Source organism: Draconibacterium orientale (assembly GCF_900111425.1).
Taxonomy (GTDB): Bacteria; Bacteroidota; Bacteroidia; order Bacteroidales; family Prolixibacteraceae; genus Draconibacterium; species Draconibacterium orientale.
This window is the reverse complement of record NZ_FOHT01000019.1, coordinates 1-20,340: the sequence shown is the minus strand read 5'-3', so window position 1 is coordinate 20,340 and position 20,340 is coordinate 1. Positions and strand designations below refer to the sequence as shown.

Genomic DNA, 20,340 nt, shown 5'->3' with positions numbered 1-20,340 from the left:
TTCCTGAATACTTTATGGTCAGTTCGCACCCCACAAATAAGCAACAAGCATTCAAGTTAAAGATTCCAAACGCCGTAATTTTACAATAGTAGTAGATCATTAAATCAAAACGGGCTTCTACTTTTAGTAAACATGTCAAACCCAATGTTTACGCAAGTTGAAGATCACAAAATAATTCGCCTATGAAAACGCTTCTATTAATCACAGTTTTTAGCATCGTTACATTAATATCGCATGCCCAGTGGACTGACAAGCCTTCATCAACAACAAAACATAATCTATATTCAACGGGAGAATATGTAGTTGGCGGTGAACAAGCCGGAAAGATTGGCATGAGCTATACCTACAACAATAAGTATATTTTAAGCGTTGGTTATTCAGCCACCTTTAAATCAACGGTAACACCATCTGATAACTTTCTGAAATCGGCCACACCCCTTACTCCTGTTACTTCGGCCGAGCCTTTCGAGAATTCAGAAAATTTGCATATGATGTTAGGACGAATTTTTAACCTGAACGAAAAAAAGAATTTTCGTGTTGTTCTTCAGGCCGGACCCGGAATTACGACATTTCGCGAACCGGAATTTGCAATGGTTAATGCCAGCAACCAATATAACTTTGAAACGAAAACATCAAAAAAACTAAGCCTGGTTTTAAATCCAAAGATTGAAATACCCTTGCACTCTACAGTTGGTTGCTCAGTTGGGCCTATGGTTCTGGTAAACAGTAATCAAACATACATTGGTGCCGGAATAGGAATTATGTACGGACTTATTGCTAATTAGCAATAAACAGGCTCCTCTAATTTAATTGTAACCCTTAATCAAATCACAAACCATTCAACCTCCTAATCAGTAACCTACAATCGCATCAGCATTTTACTGATATTTTGTTAAGCATTTATTACCTCCGCGCTTCATTGTTTCCGACAGTTTTGGTATCTTTAGACCAATTGACGTTTGAAGATTAATACCCTATTTGATTATTTATTATGTTGGTACCAAACAATGAGATAGAATTTATGAAGAAAATCCTGGCAATTGATGACAATAACATCAACCTGGAACTTATTTCGCAGATTGTGAAGGTATATTACCCCGATTTTAAATTCATTGGCGCGCTAAACGGCAGAGAAGGTATTACTATTGCACAAAACGAAAATCCCGATCTGATTTTGCTGGATATAATGATGCCCGATCTGGATGGATACGAAACCTGTAAGTTATTAAAGAAGAATAACCGGACAAAACAAATACCCATAATTATGGTATCGGCGCTGGGGCGCGATAGTGTTGAGCGCACCAAAGGATTGAATGCCGGAGCTGATTCTTTTATTTCAAAACCGTTCGATCAGGTTGAATTAAAAGCACAGATTAATGTTGCCTTACGCATAAAATCGTACCAGTTGCAGCTTAAAAAGTTAAACTCTGAAGTTACACTGGTTGAGGAACGGGAAAGAAGGCGGATTGCTGAAAATCTGCACGACAGTTTGGGCCAAACCCTGGGACTGGCATTTATGAATTTGTCGTCGATTGACACCAATGAATGTTCACCTTCAATAAAAAACACCATTAAATTCACCTCTAAATTACTCAATAAAGCCATTGAGGAATCGAGGCGATTAACCTACGATTTAAGTCCACCTATACTTTATGAACTAGGCTTGTTACCTGCCATTCAGTGGAAATTGGAACAGTTTGAGAAAGACTTTAAAATCAAAACAAATCTTATTGTTGAGAACAAACGTACACAGCTCAGCAAAGAGAATAATATTTTTCTGTATCGCACAGTTGGTGAGCTGCTAACCAATATCTCGAAACATGCCGAAGCTACAGAAGTTACTGTAAAGCAGGCCACAAATAATGGCATGTACTATATTTCAGTAGAAGATAATGGAATAGGTATAGATAAATCGTCTTCGAAACCGGTATCCAACAAAGGTGGTTTTGGGCTCTTAAGTATTGAAGAGCGAATTGAAAGTATGAACGGAACTTTTAATATTGAAGCCCTGGAAAAAGGAACCAAAGCGGAAATTGAAATACCCTATTTTCTTGAACAAAATTAATCGAATAACAACAGGTCTTTGTAGCATTTTCACACCCAATTTGCTATTGATCTGGAAAATAAAAAATATATCCAAAAGGAATATTAAGATACGTGCGAGTTACATAGAATACAAATGAAACTAACAATTTAATGAGATGAAGATAAAGGTTATAGTTGCTGACGATCACCAGCTTTTCAGAGAAGGTTTGATCAACCTTTTACACTCGGCCGACAATATTGAAGTAATTGCCCAGGCCGAAAACGGACAAGATGCAATAGATAAAGTGGAAGCATTTAAACCCGATGTACTTCTGGTTGATATTGCCATGGAAAAGATAAACGGCATTGAAGCAACCCGGATTTTAAAAGATAAAATGCCGGAAGTAAAAATTATTGCCGTATCGATGCACTCCGACAAACAATATGTTAAAGGAATGCTGGAAGCCGGTGCCGATGGATACCTTTTAAAGAACTGCACCTACCGCCAACTTACCGATGCAGTAAACTCGGTGTACGATGGCAAAAAATTCCTGAGCGAAGACATTACCGAAATTGTAATTAACGGATACCTGAATTCGAGTGCCGATGATAATGATTCCTACTCACAATTATCCGACCGCGAAAAAGAAATTTTTCTGCTGTTTGCCGAAGGAAAATCAACACGCGAAATTGGCGACAAACTTTTTATAAGCGTAAAAACAGTTGGTACACACAAGCAAAACATTCTTGAAAAGCTGGAACTAAAAACCAATTCCGATCTTGTAAAATATGCCTTAAAGAAAGGACTGATTCAACTGGATTAGAGCGACTAACAAATAACAAACCAAAATCCAAATTAACCCGGATGAAGAAGAATGTTATTGTTTTAGGTGCCGGACTTGTTGAAAGCACAATTGCTAAGGATTTGTCGAAAAACCACCAGGTTACCAGTGTCGATGTTGACAAAAATGCATTAGACAAATTTGCTGCCTTCCCTGAAATAAAATGCATTCAGGAAGACCTGAGCCAAGCCAAAAACATTAAATCATTGGTTTCCGGTTACGATCTTGTAATTGGAGCCGTTCCGGGTTTTATGGGCTACCAAACCATGAAAACGGTAATTGAGGCCGGAAAGAATATGGTCGATATTTCGTTTATGCCCGAAGATTTTATGTTGCTAAACGGGGTGGCACAAAAAAACAAGGTTTGTGTTGTGGCCGATTGTGGCGTTGCTCCCGGCATGGGGAATATTATTCTGGGACATCATAATCAGCAAATTACGGTAAATTCATACGAATGTTTGGTTGGCGGTCTGCCCGTTATTCGCGAATGGCCTTACGAATACAAAGCGGTGTTCTCTCCCATCGATGTAATTGAAGAATACACCCGGCCTGCACGCTACATTCAAAACTACGAGCTGGTAGAAAAGGAAGCGCTCTCCGATCCCGAATTAATCCATTTTGAAGGAATTGGCACACTTGAATCGTGGAACTCCGACGGCTTACGTTCGCTGATGCAAACCATGAAAAATGTGCCCAATATGATTGAAAAAACACTGCGTTACCCGGGATGCATAGAATACCTTCGCGTTCTGCGGGAGTCGGGATTTTTCTCGTATAATCCGGTGGAAGTAAACGGCGTTAAAGTGCGACCTATTGATGTTACGGCCAAACTGCTGTTTCCGAAGTGGCAACTAAAACCCGGCGAGGAAGATTTTACAATAATGCGCATCGTAATTAAAGGCGTGGAAAACGGAACCGAAAAAACATTTACCTACCATTTGCTCGACAAATACGACCGCGAAACGCAAACCATTTCAATGGCCCGAACAACCGGCTATACCTGCACTTCGGTAGCCAACCTTGTGCTCGATGGCACTTTCAACACTCCTGGCGTTAATGCCCCCGAAGCTGTTGGAGCACAACCCGGAAACCTCAGTTACATCTTCCGGTACCTGAAAGAACGTGGCGTAATCTACCAACTTTCGGAGTAGTTGCAACTGGCTCTCTTAAAATTATTTTAACCTTACCCCAAAGCAAATAATCTTTTGTGGTAAATTGCTATTTTTGCACCATGGAAATGATTATTGGATTTGGCTTTTTACTACTCACCTTTATTGGTGTTTTTCTTTTGGTAAAGGCAAATAAAAAAGACAGGAAAACAGAGAACAAACCGCAAGAAGTGGTTGCTCCACCATCCGACTGTTGCGGTGCGCACGAGATTTGCGAATTCGATCAGATGAAAATGAACGAATCGGTTATTGAATATTACGACGACGAAGAACTTGACGCCTACAAGAATATCGACGAAGATTCATACACAAACAACCAGATAGAACAGTTTCGCGAAGTTTTGTACACGCTAAAAACCGAGGAAGTAAAATACTGGTTGCTTAGCATCGAGCGCCGTCACATTCAACTTCCGACCATTTTAAAAAGTGAAGCCCGGATGCTCATGGCCGAAGCTTAAAGATTCACTACCACTGCCTCTACCTATTTTTTTCGCTGAACAGGAAGTATTTTGGAGCTAGCCTGCCTTCATTCTTGTTCAACAGGAAATATTTTTATCTTCATAACCTCGTGTAAAAACCTTGTTTTTTTTACACGCACTTTTCATATAAATAGGTAAAACCAACAATTTCAGTGCTATGAAAAACTTTTTGTCACTACTCATTCTCCTTTTTATTTCGGCAAGCTTAACAGCACAAACAGAAAAACGACCACTCACTTTTAAAGAAATTTTGAAGTGGAACAGAATTACCGAAACCCACCTTTCAAACAACGGGAAATACATTGCCTGGAAAGAGGAACCCTGGAAAGGTGATGCTACCTTGAAACTCAGCACTCCTGATGCTAAAGAAATTGTTTCATTTAACGGTGGAAACAAAGCCCGGTTTACAGCTGATTCACAATTCCTGATCTTTACAGAAGTTCCTCCGGCAGATACCATTCGTGCCCTTAAACTACTGAAAACGAAAAAAGAAGACCTGCCCCAGGATAAATTGGTTATTTTCAAAATTGAGCAGAACAAATCGGAAAAAATTGAAAACCTGAAATCGGTTAAAGTTCCCGAAGAATGGTCGGGTTGGATCGCTTATCAGGCGGAAGCCCCGAATGATACAACTGAAAGTGCAAAGAACAAAACCAATCCGCTTTACATTAAAAATCTCAACACCGGAATAACAAAAACATATCCTGCAGTAAGCGCCTTCGAACTGGCAAAAGATCAGCCATTTATCAGTTTTATTTCTGAAGGCGACAGCACCTTTTCTGCCGGAGTTTACCGGGTTGATTTAATGGCCGGCAAAGTTTCCACAATCCTTGAGGCAGAAGGAAAATTCGAACAACTTTGTATTGCCGATAATGGTGAACAACTTGCATTTTTAGCTGATACTACTGATGCTGAAAAGCCGTCGTTTGCACTTTATTACCGGGCCGGAGAAAATGAAACAATTATTGTCGACAACTCGAACGCTGCCATTCCCGAAAATTGGGAAATAAGCGAAAACGGCGAACTTTCATTCTCGGAAAATGGTGAGCGACTTTTCTTCGGCACAGCTCCAATCTTACCCGAAAAAGACACCACAATACCGGAGGAAGAAATCCCGGTGCTTGATGTGTGGACGTGGAACGAGGAGCAGCTTCAAACCGTTCAGCTCAACAATAGAGAAAAAGATTTAAAGAAAACCTATCTGGCAGTTGTTCATCTTGATGAGCAGAAAACGGTTCAGTTGGAAACAGAACTTTTTTCAGGAATACGAAAAATAAAAAATGGCGATGCCGATCAACTGCTGGCCTTCAGCAACCGCCCTTACGCGCTGCAAACCATGTGGGAAGGCAGCCCTTACCATAACGATTTTTACCTGATTGATATCCATTCAGGAGAGGCTGAAAAAATTAAAACCGACTGTCGGGCTACTCCGTCTGTTTCCCCTGACGGGAAATTTGTGTACTGGTATAATGCCATCGATACCACCTGGAATACTTACGATATGGCAAGTGGCACGGAATATCAAATTACTGATCCGGCTACCATTCAAACGGCCGACGAATTAAACGATGTACCTAATCTTCCCGGATCATATCGCACGGCCGGTTGGCTTGAGAATGATGAAGCCATACTGATTTACGATCGTTACGACCTTTGGAAAGTTGATCCAACGAATGCTACTGCCCCGGTAAACCTCACCCAAAATGGCAGAACCGAAAAGATCAACTACCGCCTTGTTCGTTTTAATCCGGAACCAAACACAGGTATTGCCCCGTCGGAAACCGTTCTGCTAACCGGGCATAATGAAGTTTCGCGCACCGATGCCTATTATGCTCTTGACCTTCGTAAAAACAAAGCACCCGAAGTTCTTTTTAGTCAGAATTACAAGTTAGGAAGACCTGTAAAAGCCGAAGATGCCGATCTGGTTATTTTTACAAAAGAAGACTTTGAAACCTACCCCAACCTGATTGCCGCCAACCTGCGCTTTAAAAAGGAAACACAGATAAGCGATGCCGCACCCCAACAGAACGAATTTAAGTGGGGCACCGCCGAACTGGTAAGCTGGCGTTCGCTCGACGGATTGGTTTTAAAAGGCACTTTACACAAACCTGAAGATTTTGATCCGAACAAAAAATACCCGATGATCGTGAATTTTTACGAAAAAAGTTCGCAAAACCTGTTGAGCTACCACATGCCCGAAAACCATCGGTCAACCATTGATTATCATTATTACACCAGCCATGGTTATATTGTTTTTAACCCCGATGTTTATTACAAAGAGGGCTACCCGGGCGAGTCGGCTTTTAATTGTGTGATGCCGGGCATTACCGCCTTAATCGACAAAGGTTTTGTTGACGAAGCACACATTGGCGCGCAAGGACATAGTTGGGGAGGTTACCAGGTTGCTTATCTGGCTACACGAACCAATATGTTTGCAGCTATTGAATCGGGAGCTCCGGTGGTAAATATGTTTAGTGCTTATGGCGGAATTCGCTGGGGCTCGGGTTTAAACCGGTCGTTCCAGTACGAACACACACAAAGCCGGATCGGTAAATCGATTTGGGAAGCACCGCTACGTTATCTGGAGAATTCGCCACTTTTTACCCTCGACAAGATTAATACGCCAATTCTGATAATGCATAACGATGATGACGGAGCCGTGCCCTGGTACCAGGGAATTGAGTTTTTTATCGGGCTCCGACGTTTACAAAAACCTAGTTGGATGCTTAATTACAATGATGCCGACCACTGGCCAACCAAAATTCGTGATAAACACGATTTCCAGATTCGGATGGCCCAGTTTTTCGACCACTACCTAAAAGGTACGCCAATGCCCAAATGGATGAATGAAGGTATCCCCGCAAAAAATAAAGGAGTGGATATGGGCTATGAACTTGTAGAATAAAAACAAAAAAAGCGATGTACTTTCTATTAAATACATCGCTTTTTAGCTTTTGTTATTTTATTGAATTATAAATCTCCAGGGCCTCTTCAAATTTATCTTCCATTACCCTGATTTCAATACCGATATTGGTAGGGCTTCCGCTAAAAGTACCATCAATAGTACTTGTTATCTCGTTTACCAGCATAAAATCAATGCCGGCTTCATCAAGCATTTCTTTAAACAACATGTATTTCATGTCGAAATTACTTGTGAAAGTAGCTACAGTTACGGCTTTACTCATTTGCTTTAGTTTTATTTTTTGCTGAAAACAGGCAATCTGTTTCTCCGAAAACCATTATAGCCCACCCGGCAGTTTTACCCTGAGCAGCAGACATCTAATTTGCAATAATTTAATCTTCGGTATCGATCCCCGTTATCGGGTTACCAGCAGAATGTATTAATCATCCGTACCCTTTTTGGTTTCAATAACCACCACGCCATTTGCTCCGCGTGCACCATAAATTGCCGCGCTGCCATCTTTAATGACGTTGATACTTTTTACCTGCGAAGGCACCAGCGTGCTCATTACGCTGCCATCTACCTGCACGCCATCCACAACAATTAATGCTGCACTACTAAGGTTTATCGAATTAATTCCACGAATAATTATATCTCCGTTACTTTGAATCTGTACGCCCGCAAAACGTCCCCGCATCAGATCGTACATGCTGGTGTACTGCGAGAAATCGACATCATCACTTGTCATTTGGGCCAGTGCATTTAATCGTTCGCCATCTTTTACATAGCCATATCCAATGGCATATTCCCTGGCTTTTTCTCCGGCTTTAAGCTTCAAATTAACCGCAACCAGCTTTGTCTTTTCGTCCAGCTTAACATTCTGGTTAATAAATCCTTTGGCAGATATTTTCAGTTTATCCTTACCATCCACTTTAACTTTGAATTGCCCCAGAGAATCAGTTTTTACAATTTCCTTTGAGCTTTTCACCATGACTTCGGCACCTACAATAGTAATACTGTCGAACGTGGTAACAATACCTTGTATAAAACGTTGCTGGGCAAAGCTGTTTACTGTAACGAAACAGAATAGTGCGAAAAATACGGGAAAAATACGGGTTTTCATTTTATTGGCTTTTTTGTTTTATTGTATGCTAAAGTTATAATATTTTAACAAAAAGCCAAGGTACCGCCAATTACATTAAATATTTTCTTTAGCAGGTGTTACACGTTTCACCCGGTAAGGCTTTTTCTGTTGCGATTCGAAATAAGTACGCATCTGTAATTCAGCAATAATACCGGTTGTAATAAACTGAATGCCACCCAGAACCAACAAAAAACCAAGCAATAATAATGGCTTGCCCCAAATATCATTACCCATAATTTTAAGCACGAGCAGATAAATGTTTATCAGCACTCCAATTGCCAGGGTGAAAATACCAATGTTTCCGAAAAAGTGCATCGGGCGTTGCAGGTACTTCTTAAAGAATACCATAAGCACAAGGTCGCTCATTACACGGGTTGTACGACTAAGGTTGTATTTTGATGCACCAAAGGTGCGCGGACGGTGGTTCACGTCAACCTGAGTAATTTTTGTGGCTCCTTCAAGCGTTACCAGTGCAGGAATATAACGGTGCAGTTCGCCATAAATATGAATGCTTTTTATGGTATCGTTGGTAAAAATTTTCAGGGTACACCCAAGGTCTTTCATATAAATTCCGGTAGCGCGGCGTATCAGATAATTGGCAATTTTTGAGGGCACTTTGCGCAGAAACATTCCATCTTTACGGTTGGCACGTACACCCGCAACCATATCCCATTCTTCTGCTTCAATCATTTTCAGCATCATTGGTAAATCTGCCGGATCGTTCTGTAAGTCGCCATCAATTAAAGCTACAAAATCACCTTCAGCCTGATCGATTCCGGCTTGCAGTGCCGAACTTTGTCCGTAATTTCGTTTTAACTCAACCAACAAAAACCGGTCGTCGTTTATTTTCCGGATCTCCTCACGTGTTTTATCGGTTGATCCGTCATCAACAAAAATCGCTTCGTAGTCAATTCCTTCGAGCGCTGCTTTTATTTGTTCCGACAATGGTTTAATGTTTGGCTCTTCATTCCAAACACATATTACGAGTGAAAGCTTTTTCATACGATTAAAGTTGTTTATTTATAAGGCATCGTATGGAACTCGCATGAATTCTAATTATCCTCTTAAGTGTAAATATTTTACATGCTCGTTTCATGATTTGTACTTATCTGTTTCAAGCTGCAACAACACAACCTAGTTTTGCGATTGCAAAGGTATAAATTCTGTTTTACGATAACTTACTCAATTCCATTAAGTTTCCAAATGAACGAAAAACGTACGGTTTTATACAACCAGTCGTGTAATCCGTGCTGGTATTTTATTGAAATTGCTTTTTTATTGTATTCTTTCCGGAGCTGAAAATTGAGTTGCATGGGCCGGTCGCCGTTATTTTTATAGCCCAAATACCCCGACCAGGACGGCGTAAAACACCAATCGTTTTTCTGAAAATCAGCACCTGCGCCATATAGCAAGGCATCGTTTTGCAGGTTCAGCTCATCGTTGGTTTGCCAGCTGAAAAACCCCAGCATTACATGCGGGCGGAGTAATAATGTCTCCGTTTGTCCATAATCTTTCGAGAAACTAAAATCGAACGAATAAGCAGGCGTATCGGCATAGCGTGCACCTTCAAAGTTGCTTCCCGATGCGGTTTTTAATATCATCCGAAACAGGGTATTTGGAAAAGCACGGTCTTTAAAAAGTTGAATATGCGTTGAGAAATAGAAATCGCCAATTGCATAGCCTTTTCCATCTTTATCGCGCGAAAAACGTTCGTCTCTTATTTCTTCGGTGTAGGCATAATGTTCCAGCAACACGCCATACATTTCAATAGCAATTTTGTTTTGTGCAAAAGGCAGGTAAGCCCGCCCCGAAATATCCTGTGTTGGATCGCCCGAAAGAAAGTGGGTCGATACCGTAAGCTCAAACTCCGTATGTCCTTCAATAAAGCCTTTTTTAAGCTCCGGAACCGGCAATGCATTTGGCCCCAGGTATGCCGGCGAAATAATCAGCCAGTTTCGCCAGCCCGGATCACCGGATTCCCAGCCATGTGCATTATTCCACCACGACCAGTCTTCCTGAGCAGAAAGATACTGTAGTGTACCTGTGAGTAAAAGAAATATAATAAGTAATCGCTTCATTGCTGGTTTACATCTGTATGTGCTATTACTGAAAAATGCTCTTTTCAACAGAAGTTGTTTAGTCAATCCAAATGTAAACGATTTTTTTAGGCAGCCAAGCGCAGTATGGGAAAACATGGAAGAAAAAATAAGCCCCTCAGGGAAACTGAAGGGCTTAAAAATTAAAGTTTAAGTTTCTCTCTTATACTTTGGGGTATGCCGTCTTTGTGCACCATTATGCACATTGTTTTGTAATTCACGTAAGGTTTCGAGGCGTAGAAATAACCATCGTATTTATTGTAATCGCCCCACGAGTTTTTCACTTTGTAAAAGGTATGTCCTTCCTGGTCTTTTGCTGTACCGATAATATGCATTCCGTGGTCATCGGTTGTTTCGTAATCGTCAAATGCTCTTTGGCGCATTTCCTGAGTAACGACCAATTCGGGTACCGGATTGTCGAGTTTATACAATTCTTTTTCTTTGTCTTTTTGTGGCAGCGCTTCCCATTTTGCAATTTCGGCATCGTCCATATTTTCTTCGGGAGCGGCCGGCAAAACAGCCACACCTTTATTACTTGTGGCAAAACCTTTTTCACTTACATCGGCTGCCCACGCCACAGTCATTCCATTTTTTAATGAATAATCGATAATATTTTCCAACTCTTCAAGAGGTACATTGTAAACCTGATCCCACGACCAGTTATCAGGCACTTCAAGAATAAATTTCTCGTAAAACGGGTGGTGCGTATAAGAAGTAATCTCTACATAATCATCCATGTTTAACCCAATATAATCGCTGGCAAAACTTTGCGGTGTATATTGTTTTCCTTCGTACTCAAATTTCTGTGGCAACTCTCCTAAATACGAGTTCAGGGTACCTTCAATGGCTTCGTGCCATACAGTGCTTAGTTTGCGGTTTCCGTTTTTTACAACAGCATCAACATGGTCTTTCAATACATTATCCATTTCGCCATGCACATGCTTTTCTTCGCCGTAGTTTAATCCATCGTAAACCGATTCGGGAACAATGCCATACTCACGAATCATATTTGTTACATCGTGAAAAGCACCACCTGCCGAAAAATTCAGATTGCCATGCACACGTACGTGCTTTTCGGCTTTAACCGAATAGGTATGCCAAACCACAAACATTTCTGAAAGATCGACCTCCGGTTTTCCTAAACGAATCATTTCCGACTCCAGAAATGAAAGCCCCGAAAACGACCAGCATGTACCCGAACGGTATTGGTCTTTTACAGGCGTTGAAGCCAATGTTATTTCGTCTTCAAAAACATAACCTTTCTCCTTTTTATCATTCTCCGCAAATACACTTAGTGTAAATACCGCAATTAATACGGTAAAAATAAAACGCAACTTCATCAATTAAATATTAAATTATTACCCCTCTTTTTTTTGAATTAGCGTCAAAATTAACAATTTATTCTTTTTAGAAAAGAGAATTTAAGATAGACTTCATAAAAATTAGCGGTCGATTTTCAGATTAAAAGTTATGTATCCAATTATGTGACTCAGGTCACTGAACTTCGCGGTAACGAAAGCAGTCAACCAGGTGGTCGTTTACCATGCCGGTGGCCTGCATGTGCGCATAAATTACGGTCGATCCAACAAATTTAAATCCACGCAATTTCAGGTCCTTCGATATTGCATCCGACAGCTCGGTTTTGGCCGGCAATTCACCAATCGTTTTAAAGCGATTTTGAATCGACTTATAATCAACAAATTTCCATATGTAACGATCAAAGGAGCCGAACTCTTTTTGCACTTCCAAAAAACGTTGCGCATTGTTTACACAGGCCCGTATTTTTTGCTTGTTTCGAATAATTGATTTATCCCCGATAAGCTCCTGTATTTTATCTTCGGAATACGCTGCTACTTTTTGCGGGTTAAAATGATCAAATGCTTTGCGAAAATTCTCGCGTTTGTTGAGCACAATTTGCCAGCTTAATCCGGCCTGAAATCCCTCCAGCACAAAGAATTCGAACAATTTATCGTCGTCATGAAGCGGCACTCCCCATTCCTCATCATGATAGCTGATCATCAACTCGTTTTTTGTTCCCCAATCGCAGCGTTTACACATAATTTTAGATTTAAGTGGCTATTCGTTAAAAAACCTAACTGTTTATTACTTGCAACTATGAAAATACTATTTTTGTTTGTTTGTATGAAAGACTGTGAGATTATGAGATATGAGTAGTGAGACGACCTGGCGCTGAAATTCTTGCAATACGAAAAGTCTTAATATCGCCGGCTCAGTACTTGCTGCTCACTATTAAATACTCAGTACTATAAAAATATGAAGAAACTTACCATACTTTTTGCACTCTTGTTATCGATGAGTTTCCTGGCCGAAGCGCAATTGAATATCAACCACTTTATAAGAGTTGGACGAACGCGCATATCAATTGGCAACTACACGGGGGCAATCGAATATTTCAATATTGTTATTGAATTTAAGCCTTATTTGGCAGAAGCGTATTTGTACCGCGGAATGGCTAAACATTCGTTGGAAGATTACCGCGGAGCAATTGCCGATTACGACAAAGCAATTGAAATAAAACCCTATTACCCGCGCGCTTACAACAACCGCGGAATGGCCTACCACAACCTCAGGCTGTATAAACGAGCCATTGAGGATTACGACCGGGCACTGGAATTTGACCCGTCTGATGAATCGATATACAACAACCGCGGGATTGCCAAACTGGCGCTGAAAGATTTGGAAGGAGCCATTGAAGATTATGACAACGCGCTTGAGGTAAATCCAAAATCGACACATGCTTTAATGAACCGAAGCAACGCCAAAATTGTAAGTGGCGATATTAAGGGAGCCATAAGCGATTTGAACCAGGTAATTATCATCAGGCCACATTATGCTGCCGCCTACTTAAACCGCGGATTGGCGCGTTTTGAGCTGGAAGATTATGCCTCGGCACTGCGCGATTACGACCAAAGTATTCGCTTTGATGCTACAAATGCACTGGCGTTCAACAACCGGGGTATTGTAAAACACAAGCTGGAGGATTACGAAAGTGCCATTATGGATTACGATATGGCGATACAGCTAAATCCGGAAATGGCCAGTGCCTATTTTAACCGCGCCATGGCCCGCGAAATACTAAACCGCCCCGGCTATGAGCAGGACTACCAGATTGCGGCACGACTAAATCCGCAGTTCGATTTAAGCCAGCGACGAATTAATGCCGAACAGCTGGCACAACAGCAACAGCAGCAACAAAAACAACAGAATTCATCATCACAGCAAAATAATAACCAGCAAAACTCGCAGGCAAATCAGCAGGCACTGGCGCAAAACAATCAGCAACAATCGCCGCAGCAAAACAATGCCACTGTCGACGATCAGAAATCGGATGAAGAAAAACGTAAAGAAGAAATGGAAGCTGAAAGACGCCGGCGCCGCATGCGTATGGATTTAGTGATTGAAGACACCCGCGACATTCCTGAGGAAGTAGAGGAGGTTGAGGATGGCCGGATTCAGGATAAAAATATTGTTATCGATCTGCAGCCCATGTTCTTTATCTCGGCTTTTGAGAAAAACGCTGTGGATTACGAGCGCTTCCAGTATTACAACGTGGTAATCGATGATTTAAATGCCGAGAACAACTACAATCCTTTGCTCTCTATTTCCAATAAGCCGGTAGCCACTTCCCAATCGGTTTTCGAGAACTTTATATTGTTTTTTAACGAAAAGATAGAGGTGCAGGAAAATGCGCACAACTATTTAAACCGTGGTATTTTTTACAGTCTTACGGGCGATTACAACAGTGCTTTTGCCGACCTGGATAAAGCAATAGCGCTGGATGAAAAAATTTCGCTGGCCTATTTTACACGTGCCAACACACGTTACAAATTAAAAGAGCAGGTGGAACTTTTAGCGGGAGTGGGCTCAAACAATTCGCTGACCTTAAACGAGGGAAAGATTAACGACAACAGCAATGAAAAGCCATCGACTGTGGAATACCAGGAAATTCTTGATGATTATGCCGTGACACTGTTTCTCGATCCCGATTTCTTTTTTGGCTATTACAACCGTGCGTTTATAAAACTGCGGCTGGGCGAATACCGCAGTGCAGTGGAAGATTTAAATCGGGCCATCGACCTGGAGCCCGAATTTGCAGAAGCTTATTTTAACCGCGGGCTTACAAAAATATTCCTCGACGATATTGAAGGCGGCGCAATGGATTTAAGCCGCGCCGGCGAACTTGGAATCGACGGGGCTTACAACATTATTAAACGGTATTGCAATTAGAGATTGATTAGAGATTGATGGAGATTGATAGAGATTGATGGAGATTGGGCAATATTAAAACTTTGTGTAACTCCGTGCTTTCTTTGTGAAACTTTGTGGTTAAAATTTAAAAGGGACTGCCAGTAGAACTCCACTCTTTTTAATTTGATTTTTTACTTTTGCCTTTTCACTTTTGACTTAGTACTTTTTACTTTTGCCTTAAATTATGAATCAGCCACTAGCAGAACGCTTACGACCAAAAACATTAGACGACTACATCGGGCAGGAACACCTTGTTGGAAAGGATGCTGTTTTGCGCAAACTGATTGATTCGGGCAAAATAACTTCGTTGATTTTGTGGGGCCCTCCGGGAGTGGGAAAAACCACACTTGCACGGATAATTGCCAACACGCTTGACCGGCCATTTTACACGCTTAGCGCCATAAACTCGGGCGTAAAAGATATTCGCGATGTAATTGACAAAGCCAAAAAACAAGCGTTTTTCAGTCGTCCAAACCCGATATTGTTTATCGACGAGATACACCGTTTTAGTAAATCGCAGCAAGATTCGTTGCTGGGAGCTGTTGAGGATGGTACCATAACATTAATTGGCGCTACAACCGAAAATCCTTCGTTCGAGGTGATCTCTCCCCTGCTTTCGCGTTGCCAGGTGTATATTCTGGATCATTTGGATAAAGCTGCTTTGTTAAAGATCATCAAACAAGCCTCAAAAAAAGATACCGTTCTTAAGGAGAAAAAGATTACACTGCGCGAAGATTCGGCGATATTGCGTTATTCGGGCGGCGATGCGCGGAAACTGTTAAATGTACTGGAACTGGTTACACTTGGCGAAGACAGCGACAACATTGTTATTACCGATAAAAAAGTAACCGACAAGCTGCAGAAAAACCTTTCGATATACGACAAGAAAGGCGAAATGCACTACGATATTATTTCGGCATTTATAAAAAGTATCCGTGGTGGCGATCCGGATGCGGCGGTTTACTGGCTGGCGCGAATGCTGGAAGGGGGCGAAGACATTAAATTTATTGCCCGCCGTTTGCTGATTCTGTCCGCCGAAGATGTTGGTCTGGCCAACCCGAATGCAATATTGATGGCACAAAACACTTTCGATGCCGTGCATAAAATCGGGATGCCCGAAGCACGCATTATTTTATCGGAATGTACCATTTACCTGGCTACCTCGCCAAAAAGTAATTCGGCCTACGAAGCCATAAATAATGCCATTGCACTGGTAAAACAAACGGGCGATCTTCCGGTGCCGCTACACATACGAAATGCACCTACCAAGTTGATGAAAGAAATTGGTTACGGAAAAGATTACAAATATGCCCACGCCTACGACGGTAATTTCGTGGAGCAGGATTTCCTTCCAAAAGAAATTAAAAATAACCGCCTTTACCAGCCACAAAACAACGCAGCCGAGCTGAAAATACTGGAGCGTTTGAAGAAGTGGTGGGGGAAACGGTTTTAGTTATTGGGCATTGGTAAAAGAACCAAAGATTCAGCCTATTTTAAACGATGAAAACTGAATTGCATATTTCGTTAAAGATTAATAAAACATACAGTTGTGAGACGTAATATTAATCCAGGTCTAACGTTTTCAGGTTCTGATGATTATTCCAAAACCTTAAAAACTCCACTGTATTATCATTTACAGTCCTGTAAAATAATGTGATTTTCTTTCTGATAACCAAACGTTTTACACCGGAATAGTTGGTAGGCTGAAAATCAATATTCCCCTGCTTTAAAAGAAACTCGATATGGTAAACTTCGTCGATAAAATTCTGTGCTTCTTTTTCCGACCAATGCTTTAACAGGTAATCAACATTCTCAAAATAATCAAGTCTGGCTTTGTTTGTCCAGCGTATCTGTCTCATTTAAATTTTAAGTTGGGGTATCTTTTTTGTGCTTCGGTTTTTACCTCATCCGATGAATAAACGTTATTATTTTGGCTGTCAGTTAAAGCCTCCTCTACCGCATTTACTTCTTCGTCTGTTAGATTATATTCATTTTCAGCATTAAGCAGGCTTACAATCTCATTATAAACCAGTTTAAGCTGTGCGCCAGATAAATTATCAATCCTTCTAAATAAGTCTAATTTTATTTCAGCAGCATTCATTTCAATTACGTTTACCATTTTAACAAAGGTAATTATCTGAAGTTTAATCCACAAAACAAAACAGTCGGGTTGCGAAAAACAACTATGCCGCCCCAGGCTTTTGAACCACATGAAGAAATGGTTTTAGTCACTCGGCATTGGTAAAAGTTGGTCACTGAATCGTTTATTCATATTCGTACAATTGAATTCGCTGAATAGAATAATCTCCGTGGCTAATTCGTACGTGTCGTCCCTGGTGGGTTTGGTCGCCGTTAAGGTGGCGTAACACCTTCCAGTCTCCGTTTTCAAAACTACCTTCCTCGCACTTTAAAATGCCAACAATTTTGTTCCTCTTCTTCCAGTTTTTAAACGTAACCACAACTCCCGAGCCGGCAATATAAAACTCATTCGTATCGGTTTGAACAATTAGTGCGCCACCTGAATCCCAAACATCATTTGTAGCTCCTGCCTCCCAGCCTAAGGTGTAACTGTTTTTAAACGAAAATTCGTAATCGCCCAAAACAACGGTGCTTAGTATTTTATCTTTATCGAGCAAAACACCTTCCAGTTTATTACGGCCAAAGTTTTCAGTTATTAAAGGATGAAGTTGCCTGATTAAATTATAGGCATTCGCCAGTTCCGTATTTATAGTACTTTCGATGGCGAATGGGGAAAACCCGATAGCTTCATAATGACCAATTGCAAACAATGCTTTTGCACCTACAGTATTATCAAAACGGTGTTCGGGAATAAAGAGCGGATTATTTTGGCGCACATAAAGGTCGTTCCAGTACTCAAAATCGGGCGTGTAGAAATCGGGCGAAAGCATATCGACAGAAGGTGCTCCGGCCTTCCAAATATCCATTAAATGTGGTAGCGGGCCGGCACTGGGATATTCTCCGGGAATTTTACCCGGCCGTATTAATGCGGCATTCACATACATGGGCAAGGGGTAAATTTCTTTTCCTGCCCGGGTTATTTCCTCGGTAAATTTAGCAAAATACCAGGCCATAAATAATTCATCAGTTGCATAGCCCGGACCAAAAACCTCTTCCCAGCTACCTTCTGTTTTATAACCGTTTTTTCGCCAGATACTCAAAAATTCAGGAACTAAGTTTTCTTTGTTATTCTGCAAATAATCGGTTAATTCAGTGGGAACCTGGCTATTGAAAAGCTGATTGGCCAACGGGTGATAATCCCTGGCCGACGGTAACATTCCAATTTCATTCTCGGGCTGCACCATAATAACTGTTTGCTGTTCGCTATCTACTTGTTTAATGTGTTTCATTAGCGCTTTAAAAGCATTTAAATCAGCCTGCAGATTGTTTTCGCTAAATGGGGTTAGTATTTCCTGGCTTACACCTCTTTCATCAATGGCTCGTGGATATTTGTCCTGGTTTTGTTTTACCCACGATGGCACATGGCTACTCATGCTGTTTTTCCACGAACCAAACCAAAGGATAACCAGTTTCATATCGTTTTTTCGGGTCTCCGCCAAAAGCTCGTCGAATAATTTAAAATCAAATTGTCCCTCTTTGGGTTCAATCAATTCCCAATAAACGGGTGCGAGAATTGTATTTAGGTTCATCGCTTTTAACGTCTCCCAATGAGGTTTCATGTACGCTGTTGATGTAAAAGACGAATTGCCTAACTCTCCTCCTAAAACAATAAATGGTTTTCCATCAACAACCAGATGCGTTTTAGCTCCCGATTTTTTCAAATAAGGAATTTGGTTTTGAGCGTATCCGAACTGAGTTTGCAGAAGTAGCACAAACAGGACAATTGCAATTTTTGTAGTATTCATTTTGTTTATTTAGAAATACAAGGATGGCTGTACAAAACCGGTTACCATTTGAAAAAACTAATCATTTTACGGTAAACCAACCTTTTTTTGATAAAAAAATATTCAGGTCAAATTTAACATTTTCATCGCTATATCTGTCAATGGTCGGTACTTCGCTAACAGGCCCGCTAAACAAAAAGCGTCATTAGTGCAGCAGAAAGTTACCTTTAGGCGGAAAACGCAACAGCCAACCGGGATACAAAGCACGTCCTGTATTTACCACTCCAACTATCAGGAAGCTAAAAAATTCAGCTACGTATTTAATGTCATTTGTATTTTGTACTATTTTTAATTCGATAAACTTTCTTTACCGCCGGCTCAACAAAAAGATTTTGATATTCGCTGCAAAGAAACCCGGTAGAACAGAAATTTCGATAACGCTTATTTAGGAAACAGACAACTAATAAAGTCGTTTACAATGCCGTTGAAAACACATTCAAAAGTTACAGGGAATTAGTTTAAATATATTTTTTAGCAATTATCGTGTCAATTTTGTAAATTGAAAAACGAAAAGTGATAAAACAAGTTATTCAGATTTCTGAACCTTGCCAAAAAGCACTAAAGAATTCTTACCCGATATTCTTTTGCTTCCAGAGCGATCCCATTTGCTAACAACCAACTTTTAAGTTGACTAAGCGGTTTGATATGAAAATAATGGCAACGCATCTGGTAATAATTTTTCTAATTATTACTCAAACAGTTTTTTCTGAAAATATAATCTCAACGGGTAATGATTTGTATTCGGGCACCAATAAATCACCAAATCTCGCTGAGGCTCTTTTACCTGAAGGGTGTCCAACCCTTTCCGTAACCGAAAACAATATCAATGTCTCAACCTATGCAGCAAAAATAACCGTTGAAGATAATGTCGCACCTGCACCGTCAGCACTTTGTCAGAACATCACTGTTGAGTTGGATGCAACAGGAACAGTAACTATTTCCCCTGAGGAGATAGATTACGGCTCAAATGATCCAAGTGGAATCGCATCTCTTGAATTGGATAAGACAACATTTGATTGTACAAATATTGGTGATAACAACGTTATTTTAACTGTAACCGCCACTGATAATACTGTATCAACCTGTACTGCTACTGTTACTGTTCAGGACAATATAAATCCAACAGCCGTTTGCCAGAACATTACTGTTTCTCTTGATGGAACGGGCAATGCTACTATCTCCGGTGCAGCTGTTGATGGTGGAAGTACAGATAATTGCGGAATAGCATCAAGGACAGTTGTTCCCAATAGCTTTACATCTGCAGATCTTGGAGCCAATTCCGTAACCCTGACCGTAACCGATGACAATGGCAATACCGATAATTGCACAGCAACTGTAACAATAGTGGATTCTGCCCCACCAACAGCAGTATGCCAAAATATTACAATCCAGCTTGACGGCTCGGGAAATGCTACAATTGGTGCAGCCGATATAGATGGTGGAAGTACCGATAATACCGGCATTGCATCATTAACTGCAAGTCAGACAGCA

The 20,340-nt window shown here is 40.8% G+C and carries 17 protein-coding genes and 1 pseudogene; 9 read left to right on the top strand and 9 right to left on the bottom strand.

The genetic code is table 11. The features are described 5' to 3' along the window. Positions 1-182: 182 nt before the first annotated feature. From BMW53_RS11425 to BMW53_RS11400, 6 genes are all read left to right on the top strand, one after another. A complete protein-coding gene (locus BMW53_RS11425) occupies positions 183-785 on the top strand; it encodes a hypothetical protein (protein ID WP_038559204.1) in 603 nt (200 codons plus the stop codon). Between the two features lie 236 nt (positions 786-1,021). Beyond that, the gene (locus BMW53_RS11420; RefSeq protein WP_168136412.1) at positions 1,022-2,065 is read left to right on the top strand and encodes an ATP-binding response regulator; all 1,044 of its coding nucleotides are present in this window, start codon (positions 1,022-1,024) and stop codon (positions 2,063-2,065) included. A 136-nt stretch (positions 2,066-2,201) separates the two neighbouring features. Then, on the top strand, positions 2,202-2,849 hold the full coding sequence (locus BMW53_RS11415) for a response regulator transcription factor (protein WP_038559194.1): 648 nt from the start codon (positions 2,202-2,204) through the stop codon (positions 2,847-2,849). A 41-nt stretch (positions 2,850-2,890) separates the two neighbouring features. After that, positions 2,891-4,018 carry a saccharopine dehydrogenase family protein gene (locus BMW53_RS11410; protein ID WP_038559190.1) on the top strand — a complete coding sequence of 376 codons (1,128 nt, stop codon included), beginning with the start codon at positions 2,891-2,893 and terminating at the stop codon, positions 4,016-4,018. 80 nt (positions 4,019-4,098) lie between these two features. After that, a complete protein-coding gene (locus tag BMW53_RS11405; protein ID WP_038559185.1) occupies positions 4,099-4,494 on the top strand; it encodes a hypothetical protein in 396 nt (131 codons plus the stop codon). A 178-nt stretch (positions 4,495-4,672) separates the two neighbouring features. Then, complete coding sequence (locus BMW53_RS11400) at positions 4,673-7,420, top strand: S9 family peptidase (RefSeq protein WP_038559181.1); 2,748 nt, start codon at positions 4,673-4,675, stop codon at positions 7,418-7,420. 52 nt (positions 7,421-7,472) lie between these two features. Here BMW53_RS11400 and BMW53_RS11395 read toward each other — a convergent pair whose 3' ends face one another. The 6 genes from BMW53_RS11395 to BMW53_RS11370 all read right to left on the bottom strand — a co-directional run bounded on the left by BMW53_RS11395 (position 7,473) and on the right by BMW53_RS11370 (position 12,715). Continuing rightward, a complete protein-coding gene (locus tag BMW53_RS11395) occupies positions 7,473-7,700 on the bottom strand; it encodes a putative signal transducing protein (protein ID WP_038559178.1) in 228 nt (75 codons plus the stop codon). 156 nt (positions 7,701-7,856) lie between these two features. After that, positions 7,857-8,540 carry a TonB-dependent receptor plug domain-containing protein gene (locus BMW53_RS11390; RefSeq protein WP_038559175.1) on the bottom strand — a complete coding sequence of 228 codons (684 nt, stop codon included), beginning with the start codon at positions 8,538-8,540 and terminating at the stop codon, positions 7,857-7,859. 75 nt (positions 8,541-8,615) lie between these two features. Further along, positions 8,616-9,563, bottom strand: a complete 948-nt coding sequence (locus tag BMW53_RS11385) for a glycosyltransferase family 2 protein (RefSeq protein WP_038559172.1) — start codon at positions 9,561-9,563, stop codon at positions 8,616-8,618. A 176-nt stretch (positions 9,564-9,739) separates the two neighbouring features. Next, positions 9,740-10,639, bottom strand: coding sequence for a hypothetical protein (locus BMW53_RS11380; RefSeq protein ID WP_038559169.1), 900 nt, complete (start codon positions 10,637-10,639; stop codon positions 9,740-9,742). 161 nt (positions 10,640-10,800) lie between these two features. Further along, entirely contained in the window at positions 10,801-11,997 is a 1,197-nt protein-coding gene (locus BMW53_RS11375; RefSeq protein WP_139178116.1) for a C1 family peptidase, read from the bottom strand. Positions 11,998-12,151: 154 nt separating this feature from the next. Continuing rightward, a complete protein-coding gene (locus BMW53_RS11370) occupies positions 12,152-12,715 on the bottom strand; it encodes a DNA-3-methyladenine glycosylase I (RefSeq protein ID WP_038559163.1) in 564 nt (187 codons plus the stop codon). A 216-nt stretch (positions 12,716-12,931) separates the two neighbouring features. On the opposite strand from BMW53_RS11370, the gene BMW53_RS11365 reads away from it, so the two are divergent. Both BMW53_RS11365 and BMW53_RS11360 read left to right on the top strand, forming a co-directional pair. Continuing rightward, positions 12,932-14,905 (top strand): tetratricopeptide repeat protein, encoded by a 1,974-nt coding sequence (locus BMW53_RS11365; RefSeq protein WP_081804838.1) that lies wholly within the window; start codon positions 12,932-12,934, stop codon positions 14,903-14,905. 205 nt (positions 14,906-15,110) lie between these two features. After that, the gene (locus BMW53_RS11360) at positions 15,111-16,379 is read left to right on the top strand and encodes a replication-associated recombination protein A (protein WP_038559157.1); all 1,269 of its coding nucleotides are present in this window, start codon (positions 15,111-15,113) and stop codon (positions 16,377-16,379) included. 109 nt (positions 16,380-16,488) lie between these two features. Here the strand turns inward: BMW53_RS11360 and BMW53_RS11355 are convergent, their stop codons facing one another. The 3 genes from BMW53_RS11355 to BMW53_RS11345 are packed head-to-tail and all read right to left on the bottom strand — an operon-like array spanning position 16,489 to position 18,810. Continuing rightward, complete coding sequence (locus BMW53_RS11355) at positions 16,489-16,785, bottom strand: type II toxin-antitoxin system RelE/ParE family toxin (RefSeq protein ID WP_038559154.1); 297 nt, start codon at positions 16,783-16,785, stop codon at positions 16,489-16,491. Further along, on the bottom strand, positions 16,782-17,138 hold the full coding sequence (locus tag BMW53_RS11350; protein WP_038559151.1) for a hypothetical protein: 357 nt from the start codon (positions 17,136-17,138) through the stop codon (positions 16,782-16,784). Before BMW53_RS11350 ends, BMW53_RS11355 begins: the two co-directional genes overlap by 4 nt. A 52-nt stretch (positions 17,139-17,190) precedes the next feature. Further along, positions 17,191-18,810, bottom strand: coding sequence for a GH35 family beta-galactosidase (locus tag BMW53_RS11345; RefSeq protein ID WP_038559148.1), 1,620 nt, complete (start codon positions 18,808-18,810; stop codon positions 17,191-17,193). A 684-nt stretch (positions 18,811-19,494) separates the two neighbouring features. Between BMW53_RS11345 and BMW53_RS11340 the strand changes: the two are divergent. Further along, positions 19,495-20,340 (top strand): annotated as a pseudogene (locus BMW53_RS11340) (hypothetical protein); the annotation flags it as partial.

What these genes read in the sequence shown, in the direction of transcription:
- BMW53_RS11425 (WP_038559204.1), top strand. Translation starts at nt 183, where the DNA reads ATGAAAACGCTTCTATTAATCACAGTTTTTAGCATCGTTACATTAATA.
- BMW53_RS11420 (WP_168136412.1), top strand. Translation starts at nt 1,022, where the DNA reads ATGAAGAAAATCCTGGCAATTGATGACAATAACATCAACCTGGAACTT.
- BMW53_RS11415 (WP_038559194.1), top strand. Translation starts at nt 2,202, where the DNA reads ATGAAGATAAAGGTTATAGTTGCTGACGATCACCAGCTTTTCAGAGAA.
- BMW53_RS11410 (WP_038559190.1), top strand. Translation starts at nt 2,891, where the DNA reads ATGAAGAAGAATGTTATTGTTTTAGGTGCCGGACTTGTTGAAAGCACA.
- BMW53_RS11405 (WP_038559185.1), top strand. Translation starts at nt 4,099, where the DNA reads ATGGAAATGATTATTGGATTTGGCTTTTTACTACTCACCTTTATTGGT.
- BMW53_RS11400 (WP_038559181.1), top strand. Translation starts at nt 4,673, where the DNA reads ATGAAAAACTTTTTGTCACTACTCATTCTCCTTTTTATTTCGGCAAGC.
- BMW53_RS11395 (WP_038559178.1), bottom strand. Translation starts at nt 7,700, where the DNA reads ATGAGTAAAGCCGTAACTGTAGCTACTTTCACAAGTAATTTCGACATG.
- BMW53_RS11390 (WP_038559175.1), bottom strand. Translation starts at nt 8,540, where the DNA reads ATGAAAACCCGTATTTTTCCCGTATTTTTCGCACTATTCTGTTTCGTT.
- BMW53_RS11385 (WP_038559172.1), bottom strand. Translation starts at nt 9,563, where the DNA reads ATGAAAAAGCTTTCACTCGTAATATGTGTTTGGAATGAAGAGCCAAAC.
- BMW53_RS11380 (WP_038559169.1), bottom strand. Translation starts at nt 10,639, where the DNA reads ATGAAGCGATTACTTATTATATTTCTTTTACTCACAGGTACACTACAG.
- BMW53_RS11375 (WP_139178116.1), bottom strand. Translation starts at nt 11,997, where the DNA reads ATGAAGTTGCGTTTTATTTTTACCGTATTAATTGCGGTATTTACACTA.
- BMW53_RS11370 (WP_038559163.1), bottom strand. Translation starts at nt 12,715, where the DNA reads ATGTGTAAACGCTGCGATTGGGGAACAAAAAACGAGTTGATGATCAGC.
- BMW53_RS11365 (WP_081804838.1), top strand. Translation starts at nt 12,932, where the DNA reads ATGAAGAAACTTACCATACTTTTTGCACTCTTGTTATCGATGAGTTTC.
- BMW53_RS11360 (WP_038559157.1), top strand. Translation starts at nt 15,111, where the DNA reads ATGAATCAGCCACTAGCAGAACGCTTACGACCAAAAACATTAGACGAC.
- BMW53_RS11355 (WP_038559154.1), bottom strand. Translation starts at nt 16,785, where the DNA reads ATGAGACAGATACGCTGGACAAACAAAGCCAGACTTGATTATTTTGAG.
- BMW53_RS11350 (WP_038559151.1), bottom strand. Translation starts at nt 17,138, where the DNA reads ATGTGGTTCAAAAGCCTGGGGCGGCATAGTTGTTTTTCGCAACCCGAC.
- BMW53_RS11345 (WP_038559148.1), bottom strand. Translation starts at nt 18,810, where the DNA reads ATGAATACTACAAAAATTGCAATTGTCCTGTTTGTGCTACTTCTGCAA.